The organism is Ectobacillus sp. OTK (assembly GCF_059698935.1).
The window spans coordinates 4,136,964-4,150,044 of the sequence record NZ_AP048547.1 but is presented as its reverse complement, the minus strand read 5'-3'; the positions used below and the strand labels follow the sequence as shown (position 1 = coordinate 4,150,044).

At 44.1% G+C, this 13,081-nt stretch carries 10 protein-coding genes, 4 pseudogenes and 1 riboswitch; of the genes and pseudogenes, 11 read left to right on the top strand and 3 right to left on the bottom strand.

Translation table 11 applies throughout. The features are described 5' to 3' along the window. Window positions 1-97 precede the first annotated feature (97 nt). The 10 genes and pseudogenes from AC6HZ4_RS20560 (at window position 98) to AC6HZ4_RS20515 (ending at window position 9,737) form a co-directional block, all read left to right on the top strand. Window positions 98-2,170: a sigma 54-interacting transcriptional regulator gene (locus AC6HZ4_RS20560; protein WP_497491562.1), complete on the top strand. Its 2,073-nt coding sequence runs from the start codon at window positions 98-100 to the stop codon at window positions 2,168-2,170. A 556-nt stretch (window positions 2,171-2,726) separates the two neighbouring features. Next, complete coding sequence (gene bcd, locus AC6HZ4_RS20555) at window positions 2,727-3,803, top strand: branched-chain amino acid dehydrogenase (protein ID WP_497495790.1); 1,077 nt, start codon at window positions 2,727-2,729, stop codon at window positions 3,801-3,803. A 48-nt stretch (window positions 3,804-3,851) separates the two neighbouring features. Next, window positions 3,852-4,091 (top strand): annotated as a pseudogene (locus AC6HZ4_RS20550) (Butyrate kinase); the annotation flags it as partial. A gap of 27 nt (window positions 4,092-4,118) precedes the next feature. Continuing rightward, window positions 4,119-4,366: pseudogene (locus AC6HZ4_RS20545) on the top strand (butyrate kinase); the annotation flags it as partial. Between the two features lie 5 nt (window positions 4,367-4,371). Next, window positions 4,372-5,793, top strand: a complete 1,422-nt coding sequence (gene lpdA / locus AC6HZ4_RS20540) for a dihydrolipoyl dehydrogenase (protein WP_497491561.1) — start codon at window positions 4,372-4,374, stop codon at window positions 5,791-5,793. Window positions 5,794-5,810: 17 nt separating this feature from the next. After that, the gene (locus AC6HZ4_RS20535) at window positions 5,811-6,809 is read left to right on the top strand and encodes a thiamine pyrophosphate-dependent dehydrogenase E1 component subunit alpha (protein ID WP_497491560.1); all 999 of its coding nucleotides are present in this window, start codon (window positions 5,811-5,813) and stop codon (window positions 6,807-6,809) included. Window positions 6,810-6,822: 13 nt separating this feature from the next. Further along, on the top strand, window positions 6,823-7,806 hold the full coding sequence (locus AC6HZ4_RS20530; protein ID WP_497491559.1) for an alpha-ketoacid dehydrogenase subunit beta: 984 nt from the start codon (window positions 6,823-6,825) through the stop codon (window positions 7,804-7,806). 17 nt (window positions 7,807-7,823) lie between these two features. Then, window positions 7,824-7,994: pseudogene (locus AC6HZ4_RS20525) on the top strand (biotin/lipoyl-containing protein); the annotation flags it as partial. Between the two features lie 153 nt (window positions 7,995-8,147). Then, window positions 8,148-9,131 (top strand): annotated as a pseudogene (locus tag AC6HZ4_RS20520) (dihydrolipoamide acetyltransferase family protein); the annotation flags it as partial. A gap of 327 nt (window positions 9,132-9,458) precedes the next feature. After that, window positions 9,459-9,737 carry a hypothetical protein gene (locus AC6HZ4_RS20515; RefSeq protein ID WP_497491558.1) on the top strand — a complete coding sequence of 93 codons (279 nt, stop codon included), beginning with the start codon at window positions 9,459-9,461 and terminating at the stop codon, window positions 9,735-9,737. A gap of 160 nt (window positions 9,738-9,897) precedes the next feature. Here AC6HZ4_RS20515 and AC6HZ4_RS20510 read toward each other — a convergent pair whose 3' ends face one another. Beyond that, a complete protein-coding gene (locus tag AC6HZ4_RS20510; protein ID WP_497491557.1) occupies window positions 9,898-10,050 on the bottom strand; it encodes a YflJ family protein in 153 nt (50 codons plus the stop codon). 137 nt (window positions 10,051-10,187) lie between these two features. Here AC6HZ4_RS20510 and AC6HZ4_RS20505 point away from each other — a divergent pair, with 137 nt between their 5' ends. Next, on the top strand, window positions 10,188-10,652 hold the full coding sequence (locus AC6HZ4_RS20505; RefSeq protein ID WP_497491556.1) for an NUDIX hydrolase: 465 nt from the start codon (window positions 10,188-10,190) through the stop codon (window positions 10,650-10,652). A gap of 142 nt (window positions 10,653-10,794) precedes the next feature. Here the strand turns inward: AC6HZ4_RS20505 and AC6HZ4_RS20500 are convergent, their stop codons facing one another. Then, complete coding sequence (locus tag AC6HZ4_RS20500; protein WP_497491555.1) at window positions 10,795-11,157, bottom strand: P-II family nitrogen regulator; 363 nt, start codon at window positions 11,155-11,157, stop codon at window positions 10,795-10,797. Between the two features lie 22 nt (window positions 11,158-11,179). Next, a complete protein-coding gene (locus AC6HZ4_RS20495; protein ID WP_497491554.1) occupies window positions 11,180-12,397 on the bottom strand; it encodes an ammonium transporter in 1,218 nt (405 codons plus the stop codon). A gap of 306 nt (window positions 12,398-12,703) precedes the next feature. Next, a riboswitch (cyclic di-AMP (ydaO/yuaA leader) is annotated at window positions 12,704-12,847 on the top strand. The last annotated feature ends 234 nt before the right edge of the window (window positions 12,848-13,081 follow it).

Genomic DNA, 13,081 nt, shown 5'->3' with positions numbered 1-13,081 from the left:
GCATCTTACAGCTTGTATTTATTTGTCAAGAAGTATTAAAGTAAGTATGATAAGTGTATGAAAAATCTTGCATGATTTGTCCGGGGAGATGACAAATGTGAAGCGAAAGGTCATGATTATCGGGGCAGGAAAAGGCGGGAGTGCCATTTTACGTTTGCTGAAGCAATCGAATGTTCTTGATGTCAAGGTAATGGTTGACTGTAACGAAGCAGCACCGGGAATGGTGCTGGCAAAACAATTTGGCATTCGAACGGAAACCGATTGGAGAACGGTTGGACAAACAGAGGTGCATGTTATTTTTGATACAACAGGGCGGCAAGACATGTATCAAGCTCTTTTACAAGAGAGAGGGGAGCATGCTATTATCGTCCCTGGTGCGGCTGCAAAGCTGATTGCCGGGCTTGTGCAGGAAAAGGATTTGCTTATTGTACAGCTTAAGGAACAATCCAAGCAGAGGGATTTAATTTTCAACTCCGCTCATGATGGTATGATTGTTGTGGATCGGACTGGGTGTATTACGTTATTTAACAAAAGTGCAGAAAAGATGACTGGCTATAAAATGGATGAGGTCATCGGAAAATACATAGTAGAAGTGATTGCGGGGAGCAAGCTTCCCCGTGTACTCCGTACTGGAGTCATTGAGGTTCACCAGGAGCTTGAGCTTGAAAATGGCACCAAAATTATTACGACGCGTATTCCTATTATAGGTGAGGATGGAGATATAACAGGAGCATTCGCTGTTTTTAAAGACATTACAGAAGTTGTAAGCTTAGCGGAAGAGGTAACGAATTTAAAAGAAATCCAAATGCTGCTGGAGGCGATTATCCATTCTTCAGAGGAGGCAATTTCCGTTGTGGATGAAAAGGGGCGCGGTATCATGATTAACCCCGCTTACACAAGACTGACAGGCCTAGAGCGGGAGGATGTGATTGGAAAGCCGGCCACCGCCGATATCGCTGAAGGAGAGAGCATGCATATGAAGGTGCTGCAAACGCGCCGTCCCGTCCGCGGCATTCAGATGAAGGTCGGACATAAAAAGCGCGATGTAATCGTTAATGTTGCACCTGTCATTGTAGACGGTATTTTAAAGGGAAGCGTTGGCGTGATACGCGATGTTTCGGAAATTCAAAAGCTAACCGGAGAACTGCAGCTTGCCCGTCAAATTATCCGTACACTGGAGGCGAAATATTCATTTGAAGATATTATCGGCTCCTCGGAGGGAATTTCTCTTGCCATTGAGCAGGCGAAACTCGGGGCAAATACGCCGGCCACTGTTTTGCTGCGCGGAGAATCTGGTACGGGCAAGGAATTGTTCGCGCATGCTATTCATAATGGCAGCAACCGCAAGTACAATAAATTTATTCGCGTCAACTGCGCCTCACTTTCGGAATCTCTTCTCGAAAGTGAATTGTTTGGCTATGAAGAGGGGGCCTTTTCTGGAGCAAAGCGCGGCGGAAAACGAGGATTGTTTGAAGAGGCGAACAATGGAAGTATTTTTCTTGATGAAATTGGCGAGCTATCAGCGAGCACGCAAGCAAAGCTGCTTCGCGTCCTGCAGGAAAAGGAAATTGTCCGCGTCGGCGGCACGATGCCAATCTCGGTAAATGTGCGCGTGATTGCAGCGACGAATGTGAATTTAGAGAGGGCGATTTTAGAAGGGAAATTTCGAGAGGATTTATATTATCGAGTTAATAAAATTCCGATTTATATCCCGCCGCTGCGGCAGCGCAAGGGGGATATTCCCGCGATTGCCGAACGGCTTATTCAGAAAATTAACCAAGATTATGGACGAAATGTAGAAGGATTAACCAAATCGGCAATACAACGTTTACAAATGTACGATTGGCCGGGAAACGTCCGTGAGCTCGAAAATATTTTAGGAAGAGCTATTATTTTTATGAATTATAATGAGATGTACATCGATATCTCGCATTTACCATCGCTTCTTTCTGAAAAAGAAGTGGAAACAGTAAAGAAAGCTTCAGAAGCATCTGTAGAGACAGCCTCGCTTGAGAAGCTGGTTGCGGAATTTGAAGGGCGAATTATTACTGAGTACTTAGACAGGTTTGGGGGCAATAAAACAAAAACAGCAAAAGCATTGGGCATCTCCCTCCGAAACCTGTATTATAAGCTTGATAAATATGAGCATGCAAAAAATAGCACGCAATAATTTGCATAGCATGTAGGTTTTTGCATAGTTTTTCTGCAGCTTTTAGAATGATTCGCATTGTCTTTCAATAGATTTCCCTCGGTTTATAAAGGAGGTTATTTTTTAGAAGATCAGAAAGCATACCTTTTTGCAGGGACGCTGTCCAGCTCCCGTGGTCCAGGGCGGACCGTGTCCGCTTTTCTTATTTTACACAAAAATGGAATAGTATTTGCTTGCTAAAAGAGCGAGGGTAAAATAAGGAAGGCTGGAAACAGATTTAGATATGCTTATCAAAAAAATTCCGCAGCAGGAAAAAGAACTGTAGATGCTGCGGGAGATGCATATAGTTTACTCGTTCCGAACATGGAAGCAGGTAATCTCTCATACAAATGACTTGTTTATTTCGCATATGCACGGATCAGTGCGATGGTTGCAGGCTCAAATACCCCAATTGTTGTAGTGTCGCGTTCGGATACGGTGAAAACCAAACTTTATTCGTCAGCTTTAGCAGCGATGGCTGTTTTATCATCATGGGTAGACATACAAGGGGGAACAAAAGGTGGAAATTTTCCAGTACATGGAGAAGTATGATTATGAACAATTGTTATTTTGTCAAGATCGGGTCTCTGGTTTAAAGGCCATTATTTGTATTCATGATACAACGCTTGGTCCGGCTCTTGGCGGAACACGGATGTGGACGTATGATTCTGAGGAAGCAGCGATTGAAGATGTTCTTCGCCTCGCAAAAGGCATGACATATAAAAATGCTGCGGCAGGCCTGAATTTGGGAGGCGGCAAAGCCGTAATTATCGGCGACCCGCGAAGGGATAAAAGCGAGGCGCTGTTTCGAGCGTTTGGCCGCTTTGTTCAAGGCTTGAACGGACGTTACATTACGGCTGAGGATGTTGGCACAACAGTAGCGGATATGGACATTATTCATGAAGAAACAGACTATGTAACAGGTATTTCCCCTTCGTTTGGTTCCTCGGGTAATCCTTCTCCAGTGACAGCATTTGGTGTATATCGCGGGATGAAGGCAGCGGCAAAGGAAGCGTTTGGTACAGATAGCTTAGAAGGAAAAATAATTGCTGTGCAAGGTGTTGGAAATGTAGCCTACAATCTATGCAAGCACTTGTATGAAGAAGGAGCCAAGCTTATTGTGACCGATATCCATAAAGAGTCGGTCCAGCGCGCTGTAGAAGAATTTGGGGCAAAAGCTGTTGACCCGCAAGAGATTTACAGTGTACAGTGCGATATTTATGCGCCGTGCGCGCTCGGTGCAACTGTAAATGATCATACGATTCCTCAGCTGAAAGCGAAGGTCATTGCAGGAGCAGCCAACAATCAGTTGAAGGAAAACCGTCACGGAGATGTATTGCACAACATAGGTATCATCTATGCGCCTGATTATGTGATCAACGCGGGCGGTGTGATTAATGTCGCGGATGAACTATACGGTTATAATAGAGAGCGGGCCCTTAAAAAGGTTGAAGCAGTGTATGAAAATATCGAGAAGGTTATTGAAATTTCAAAGCGAGACGGCATTCCGACATACCTGGCGGCAGACCGCTTGGCGGAGGAGCGTATTGAGCTTATGAAGCATGCAAGAAGCACATTCTTACAAAACGGCCATCATATTTTAAGCCGTCGTTAATTTAAAGGAGAGAGTGGAAGGAAATCTTTTGTTTTTCGCGTAATGGTTATGAAGGAAGCATCTTTGCATAGATTTCACATCCGTATCATCGATCCGGGAAGTACATCTACAAAAATAAGAGTCTTTGACAATGAACGATCTATTCTAGAAGAAACGATTTGACACAGCGAGGATAAGCTCGGAATATATCTGTGTACTATCGATCAGCACGAGTTTCAGAATGAGGCGATTTTAGCAGTTCTCCATTCCTATGGCAGCAATACCTCAAAGCTCCGCGCTATTTTCGGCTGAGACGGGTTGCTGCGGCCATTGAGGGAGGCTGAGCTTGTATACCGCGCCATGGCATATCGGAAATTGGCGCGGCAAGCGCCGTGCTAATAGGAAATATAGATGCTATTATTTTAACAGGCGGATTGGCATACAGTAAATGTCTCATCAGGGAAATACAAGAGCGTCTCCCGGAGTGCCGATGTCATTACGTGACTGAGGGAGCGCTTTGTGTTCTTCTCAAAGAGGAAAGTGCAAAAGAGTATATTGTAAGAGAAATGGTAGGCAGGGGCTGAAGAACATGGCAACAGAATATGATTTAGTCATCATTGGCGGCGGCACAGGCGGCTATGTCGCTGCAATCCGCGCTTCGCAGCTGGGATTGAAAACAGCGCTTGTGGAAAAAGGAAAGCTTGGCGGCACTTGCCTGCACGCGGGATGCATTCCAAGCAAGGTGCTGCTGCGCAGTGCGGAAGTATATAGGACAACGAAAAAAAGTGAGGAGTTTGGCATAATCACGAGTGATGTGGCGCTTGACTTTTCAAAGGTGCGAACGCGTGTGGACAGCGTTGTGAATCAGCTGTACCGAGGCGTACAGCATTTGATGAAGCAAGGGAAAATTGATGTATATGAGGGATACGGCCGTATTTTAGGGCCTTCTATCTTTTCGCCGATGCCAGGGACGATTTCTGTTGAGATGAAGAGCGGGGGAGAAAATGAAATGCTTCTTCCGAAAAACGTAATAATCGCAACAGGATCTAGGCCAAAATCACTTCCTGGCTTAGAATTAGACGGTGTATACGTCATGTCTTCTGATCATGCCTTGCAAATGCAGAAGGTACCGAAATCGATTATCATTGTAGGCGGCGGTGTGATTGGTATTGAATGGGCATCGATGCTGTCTGATTTTGGCGCAGAGGTTACGGTGCTTGAATATGCCAATCGTATATTACCATCTGAGGATGCGGACATTTCAAAGGAAATGGAACGTCTTTTAAAGAAAAAAGACATCCGCGTTGTAACCGGTGCGAAGGTATTGCCGGAGACGCTTGTGAAGGAAAACGGTGTGAAAATTCAAGCGGAGCACCAAGGTGGGCGAGCAGAGTTTACTGCTGAAACTATGCTTGTGTCTGTTGGGAGACAAGCGAATATTGAAGGCTTTGGCTTAGAAAATACAGATATCGTGATAGAAAACGGTTATATTCAAACGAATGGATATTATCAAACAAAGGAGTCACATATATATGCAATCGGCGATGTAATTGGCGGCTTGCAGCTGGCGCATGCGGCCTCGCATGAAGGAATAATCGCAGTGGAGCATATTGCCGGGCAAAAGCCGCTTCCGATTGATTATTCGTACGTTTCAAGGTGTGTATACAGCAGTCCCGAAGTCGCGTCCGTAGGCTATACAGAGCAGGAAGCAAAGGAACGAGGCTGTCAGTTGAAGATTGGGAAATTTCCATTTCGCGCCATTGGCAAGGCACTCGTCTACGGGGAAACTGACGGATTTGTAAAAATCATTGCTGATAAGATAACAAATGATATACTCGGCATTCATATGATTGGCCCGCACGTAACAGACATGATTTCTGAAGCAGGCTTGGCGCGTGTACTTGACGCGACACCGTGGGAAATCGGAAAAACGATTCACCCGCATCCATCCTTATCCGAAGCAATCGGGGAAGCCGCCTTGGCAGTGGATGGAAAAGCGCTGCATTCGTAATTTGGGAGGGGAAATTGATGATTCAAAATACATTGCGTCACGAAGAGCTTGGCTTAACGAATGAAACGGTATTAGATATGTATCGAACGATGCTGCTGGCACGCAAAATCGACGAACGGATGTGGTTATTAAACCGCGCTGGGAAAATTCCATTTGTTGTTTCGTGTCAAGGACAGGAAGCAGCACAGGTTGGAGCGGCGTTTGCACTTGACCGGGATAAGGACTATATCTTGCCGTATTACCGTGATATGGGCGTTGTGCTAACATTTGGAATGACGGCAAAGGAACTAATGCTTTCTGCGTTTGCGAAGGCGGAGGATCCAAACTCTGGCGGCCGGCAAATGCCAGGCCACTTTGGACAAAAGAAAAATCGCATCGTTACCGGATCTTCTCCGGTAACAACGCAGGTGCCTCATGCAGTTGGCATTGCGCTTGCCGGACGATTAGACGGAAAGGATTTAGTCACTTTTGTAACGTTCGGGGAAGGCTCTTCGAATCAAGGAGATTTTCACGAAGGAGCGAACTTTGCCGGCGTTCATAAGCTTCCTGTTATTTTTATGTGCGAAAATAATAAATACGCGATTTCCGTACCAGTTGAAAAGCAATTAGGCTGCAAAAACGTATCAGATCGTGCAATTGGATACGGTATGCCGGGTTATACAGTGGACGGAAATGATCCGCTTGAGGTTTACCGAGTCGTAAAGGAAGCGGCAGATCGTGCGCGCAGAGGAGAAGGGCCAACCTTAATTGAAGCTGTCTCCTATCGTTTAACGGCGCACTCAAGCGATGATGATGACCGTGCGTACCGGACGAAAGAGGAAGTGGAGGAGGCAAAGAAAAAAGATCCAATCCACACCTTTGCCCTCTATTTAAGGGAAGCCGGCATACTGACAGATGAAAAAGAACAGCAGCTGTTAGATGAAATTACGACGATTATAAACGAAGCGACAGAGTATGCAGAGCAAGCTCCTTACGCAGATCCTGAAGCTGCGCTGCGATACGTATACGGGGAATAAGGAGGAACATCTTATGGCGGTAATGTCTTTTATTGATGCCATTACAATGGCGATGCGCGAGGAAATGGAACGAGATAGACGCGTATTTGTGCTAGGAGAGGACGTAGGACGAAAAGGAGGCGTATTTAAAGCAACGCAAGGCTTATATGACGCCTTTGGCGAGGATCGCGTCATGGATACGCCGCTTGCGGAATCGGCCATCGCCGGCGTAGCAATCGGTGCGGCCATGTATGGCATGCGTCCTGTTGCGGAAATGCAGTTTGCTGACTTTATCATGCCGGCTGTAAACCAAATTATTTCCGAGGCGGCAAAAATTCGCTATCGTTCTAACAATGACTGGACTTGTCCGGTAACGATCCGCGCTCCGTTTGGAGGAGGCGTGCATGGTGCGCTCTACCACTCGCAATCTGTAGAAGCGGTTTTTGCTAATCAGCCGGGTTTGAAAATTGTGATTCCTTCGACTCCGTATGATGCAAAGGGCTTATTAAAAGCAGCGATTCGCGACGCGGATCCTGTGCTGTTTTTTGAACATAAGCGCGCCTACCGCCTTATAAAAGGGGAGGTGCCGGATACAGATTACGTACTGCCGATCGGCAAAGCGGACGTGAAGCGCGAGGGTGAGGATATTACAGTTATCACATACGGCTTATGCGTGCATTTTGCGCTGCAGGCGGCCGAGAAATTGGCGCAGGATGGAATCAGCGCTCATATTCTTGATTTGCGTACGGTGTACCCGCTTGATCAAGAAGCGATTATTGAAGCTGCATCCAAAACGGGAAAGGTGCTTCTTGTGACAGAGGATAATAAAGAAGGAAGTGTAATGAGCGAGGTAGCAGCAATCATTGCAGAACATTGCTTATTTGAGCTGGATGCGCCGATTAAGCGTCTAGCAGGGCCGGACGTACCAGCAATGCCGTATGCACCGACGATGGAGAAGTTCTTTATGGTAAACCCGGACAAAATTGAAAAAGCGATGCGCGAGCTTGCAGAATTTTAATCGGGGGAGGAACAGCAATGACTCTTGAAAAAATTATAATGCCCCAGCTCGGTGAAAGCGTAACGGAAGGTACAATTAGCAAATGGCTTGTATCCGCAGGAGACTATGTGAAGAAGTACGACCCGCTTGCTGAGGTTATGACAGATAAAGTAAATGCCGAAATTCCGTCTTCCTTTGAAGGTGTAATTCAAGAATTGGTTGCAGATGAAGGGGATACGCTTCTAGTTGGAGAAGTGATTTGTACGATAGAGGTAGAGAAGAAGGAAGCAGACATTCAATTAGGCGGAGCCGAGGAAGGGATTCAGGCAAGCATGGATACAAAAGCGCCTGCTCAGAAGGTGCGTTACTCCCCAGCTGTCTTAAGGATTGCAGAGGAGCATGGAATCGATTTGCAGCAGGTGCATGGTACGGGACTAAACGGCCGGATTACGCGAAAAGATTTGCTCAAGCTGGTAGAGCTTGGCAGTATCCCAACACCGCAGGCAGCACTCCCAGAAGCACTGCCAGAAGTGTCGACAGAAACGCCGGCTCCTGCTGCACAGCAAGAGCTGAAGGAAGAGCCGAGACCGAAAGAGGCTGAAACGAAGGTGCTGCCTCGCGCAGTGGTTATGCCGGCCATGAAGGGGGATGCCATTATCCCTGTATCCGGCGTGCGCAAGACAATTGCTGCGAATATGCTGCGCAGCAAGCATGAAATCCCTCATGCTTGGATGATGGTCGAGGTGGATGTAACGAATCTCGTTGCTTACCGCGATCGCATTAAGGATGAATTCAAGGAACGTGAAGGCTTCAACTTAACGTACTTTGCGTTTTTTGTAAAAGCAGTCGCACAAGCCTTAAAGGAATTTCCACAGGTGAATTCCATGTGGGCGGGAGATACGATTATTCAGAAAAAGGATGTTCATGTCTCCATTGCCGTTGCTACAGAAAACGAGCTGTTTGTTCCTGTGGTTAAGCATGCGGATGAAAAAACAATTAAGGGCATCGCACGCGATATTTCTGAGCTTGCGCGTAAGGTACGAACCAAAACCTTAAAACCGGATGATATGCAGGGCGGGACGTTTACGGTCAACAACACAGGCTCGTTCGGGTCCGTTCAGTCGATGGGCATTATTAATTACCCGCAGGCGGCAATCTTACAGGTCGAGACGATTGTGAAGCGTCCCGTGGTGATAGATGGCAGCATGTTAGCTATTCGCGATATGGTCAATCTTTGTCTGTCTCTTGATCACCGTGTGCTGGACGGCTTGATTTGCGGGAAATTTTTAGCGCGTGTGAAGGAAATTTTGGAGAATACATCAGAAGAACATACGCCGATTTACTAACGGCTGCAAGAATGGGAAACGAGGAGGATGATCCAAACATACACTGATGTGTGTGTTAGATCATCCTTCTTTTGTTTATGGGAATCCATGACCTCGCATTGTACAGCATTAATCCTGCTTTTAGGGCACTGCTTTCATGATAATTGTTAACGTAATGGAGAGATTAGCAGAGAAACTTATATTTTGGGAATTATGTAATATTTTGGGTTATAAAAAATAGGAAACTTAAGAAGGTAAATGGAAGATATTAGTTGAAAAGAATAATTATATGCTTCATTCAGACATGGTTAATTTGAGGGGATATATCTCCTTTTAGGAGGAATATATGTGAAAATTTGGAAAATCATCGTATTCTATATCCTGACAGCTATTGTATACGCACTATACAAAGTCATTTTTATAGCCCTTCATTTAGAGTTGAATGCTTCTTTGACCTATGAAAAGATACTCAGCTATCTTGGCTTTGCTTTGTTCCTCTTCTTTTCCTTTTCTGTTGCCTACTCTTATAGAAAACGCTTACACCACGCGTTCCTTCTCACTTGCTTTTCCTGCCTATGGACATCCAATGTTGTTTGGCTTTGGGTATATTTGCGTATTTTGCAATAAAGAAAAACCGCCGATTGGCGAGCCCTTGGATGAAGACAGAGGCGCAGCTGCACTTATACTTTATTCCTAAAATTCCATGCTGCGCCGAATCAGCTTTCACCTGGAAATTTACACCTTGTCAAAATATAAAAAAACGCTTGCCCTGTTTGGCAAGCGTTTCTTATTGCTGTTTTTCTTTCCCCTCTACATGGATGCGATATAAATTGGCGATAACATGCGTTTTATACAATTCAAGCTTCCGCTGCTCATGCTTTGAAATCCCAACCGCTTTTAATTGCTGAATATACCAGCCCTTTGAATACATATACGCCATGAATCTATCCCTCCCTTTGCCATATGTATATGAAATATTTTCATTGAAGAGAAGAAAAAAATTGGCGGTCAAAAAGGGAAGAGTTATAGTAAGCTAAAAGAATGAAGTGAAAAAACAAAAAAGAAAGGCTTGCGAATATGGGATATGTAGAAGAATTACGAAAGCTTGTCGGACATAGGCCGCTCATCCTTTTTGGTGCAGTTGTGCTTTTGCTCGACGATAAAGGGCGCGTTCTGCTGCAGCAGCGTACAGAGCCGCGCGGCAGGTGGGGTCTTCCGGGAGGGTTAATGGAGCTTGGAGAATCCCCCGAGGATACAGCTCGGCGTGAGGTGCTAGAGGAAACGGGTATACAGGTGAAACAGCTGCAGCTCATGAATGTCTACTCAGGGCCAAATTATTTTGTGAAGCTGGCTAATGGAGATGAATTTCAAACTGTAACGGCAGCATATTATACGCATGACTATGAAGGAGAGCTTACGGTGAATCAGAATGAGGCATATGCACTGCAATTCTTCGCCATCAACGAGCTGCCGGATGACATGATCGGCTCTCATAAACGAATGGTTGAAGCATATGCCTTGCTAGGAAAGAAGAACGAGTAATCAAAAAAGGTACAACCTATAATATGAAAAACCCACCTTTAATTTATGTATAACCCTAAATAAACATTGAAATCAAAAGCTTGTATCGACAATTACTAAGTAATTATTGATACAAGCTCTTTTTTATTTGGCTATGTTCATCTTATTTCTCGTTTTGCAATGCATCGCACCCTTCTTCACCCGTCCGGATTTTGATTGCATTCGCAATTTCATACACAAAGATTTTCCCATCTCCAGGTTGTCCCGTCTTTAATACTCGGCGAGCAGTATCAATGACTGATTGGACAGGTACTTTACAAACGACAATTTCAAGTTTAATGCGTTCATGCATATCCACTTCACGTTTGACACCACGATATAATTCCGTAAAACCCTTTTGCAAACCACATCCGAGCACATTTGAAACAGTTAAACCACTAACACCAATTTTTGCTAATTCTTGTTTTAATTCATCGAATTTGATAGGGCGTGTAATAATTTCAATTTTTGTTAACTTATCACTCATACAATCACCCTTTTCCTAAAATTTATTCGTGATACGCTTTTTCGCCGTGCAGTGTAATATCAAGTCCGAGCGCTTCTTCCTCATCACTTACACGAATAGGCATAAAAATGCTTACACCTTTAATAATAATATAAGTTACGACTGCAACAAATAGATATGTTGCAATAATTGCAATAATTTGTTTCCAAAGTAAGCTCGCATCACCATAAAATAATCCGTTTGCCCCAGCTGAGTTGACAGATGTAGTAGCAAATAACCCTGTTGCGATGGCGCCCCATGTTCCACCAATACCATGTAGTCCAAATGCATCTAATGCGTCATCATAGCCAAGCTTCGCCTTCAACGAAAAAATAGCCCAGAAACAGATAGCACCGCCAATAAAACCAATTAAAATAGAGGCAAAAGGTGTAACAAATCCACAAGCTGGTGTAATCGCAACCAGACCAGCTAATGCACCCGATACAGCACCTAGCATAGTTGGTTTTTTATTGATGAGCCATTCAACTAGAACCCAACCGACGATACCTGCTGCGGCGGCTGTATTTGTATTTACAAATGCGATCATTGCTACATCGTTTAACGATAACGCACTGCCAACATTAAAGCCAAACCAACCAAACCAAAGGATTCCTGCTCCTAGTACCGTGAGCGGCAAGTTATGTGGAGTTGTTGTGTTTGCATTCTTTCGTTTCCCTAATACGATAGCCAATACTAAACCTGCGACACCAGATGAAATATGAACAACGGCTCCTCCTGCAAAGTCAAGAGCACCTAGTTCACGTAACCACCCCCCTACTCCCCATACCCAATGAGCAACAGGAGCATATACGATGACTGTCCATAGTGATGTAAACAAAATAAAAGCTGAAAAACGCATGCGTTCTGCGAGAGCACCTGACATAATAGCAGGAGTTAAAACCGCAAACATCATTTGAAACATCATAAATAGGTTATGAGGAATCGTTCCGCTATAATCAGGATTTGGTTTAAAGGAAACACCTTTTAACCCTACCCAATCCAAGCCTCCAATCCAAGCATTCCCTCCTGGAGCAAATGAAAGAGAATATCCGACTATAATCCATAAAATAGAAACGATTGCAACGGAGCCATAACTGTGCATAGTTGTACTTAGAACGTTTTTACTTCTCACCATGCCACTATAAAATAAAGCTAAACCTGGTGTCATCAACATAACCATAACTGTTGCAAGAAATACAAAGATCGAATCACCCATTTGCATACTTTATTCCTCCATTTACATAAAAAGAAAATAAATTTTAACATAACTACGTTAGATTTTCTTACACGAAAGATTATATTACATATCATATAATCTTTATTTGTGCCTTTCAATCTTTTTCTAAATGTATATTTTCCCAAATTTATAAGGAGGAATCATCCATTGTTTTATTTTCAATTATACGAAAAGATACAAATTCTTAATTTTTACATTGTAAATTTTTTATTTTAATGCTCCCCCCTCTTTACAACAAAAATGAGGAAGAGTATAGTAACAAACAGAAACCAAATTATACCGCTGCAAAGCAACCTTATATCGCTAAATCCGTAAAGGAACGGGGGACCCAAATTATGTGCATCGTCACTTGGGGTGAATCCTTCTTACTGAAGGTAGGGCTACTCTTTAGGCCCGAATCCGACAGCTAACCTCGTAAGCGTTTGGAGAGGAGGTCTACTTTTGTGTTGCCTTTTTTAAAGGACACTGGGTGATACCTCAGTGTCCTTTTTACATTTAACAATTGGAAAAAAATAACTTTTTTTAAAAAAAGAAGAGAGTCGAATGTCATTCTGGTAGTGCATTCATTAGATTTATGATATCTAGAATCGATCTTAAAAAGTGGTCAGGTGTTGTAATCAAGGAAAATCAAAAACAATGATTGGCATGTGAGAACTTATGACAGCAATC

Excerpts from the sequence above, each read along its gene's own strand:
- AC6HZ4_RS20530 (WP_497491559.1), top strand. The coding sequence starts at position 6,823 with ATGGCGGTAATGTCTTTTATTGATGCCATTACAATGGCGATGCGCGAG.
- bcd (WP_497495790.1), top strand. The coding sequence starts at position 2,727 with ATGGAGAAGTATGATTATGAACAATTGTTATTTTGTCAAGATCGGGTC.
- AC6HZ4_RS20535 (WP_497491560.1), top strand. The coding sequence starts at position 5,811 with ATGATTCAAAATACATTGCGTCACGAAGAGCTTGGCTTAACGAATGAA.
- AC6HZ4_RS20510 (WP_497491557.1), bottom strand. The coding sequence starts at position 10,050 with ATGGCGTATATGTATTCAAAGGGCTGGTATATTCAGCAATTAAAAGCG.
- lpdA (WP_497491561.1), top strand. The coding sequence starts at position 4,372 with ATGGCAACAGAATATGATTTAGTCATCATTGGCGGCGGCACAGGCGGC.
- AC6HZ4_RS20505 (WP_497491556.1), top strand. The coding sequence starts at position 10,188 with ATGGGATATGTAGAAGAATTACGAAAGCTTGTCGGACATAGGCCGCTC.
- AC6HZ4_RS20500 (WP_497491555.1), bottom strand. The coding sequence starts at position 11,157 with ATGAGTGATAAGTTAACAAAAATTGAAATTATTACACGCCCTATCAAA.
- AC6HZ4_RS20495 (WP_497491554.1), bottom strand. The coding sequence starts at position 12,397 with ATGCAAATGGGTGATTCGATCTTTGTATTTCTTGCAACAGTTATGGTT.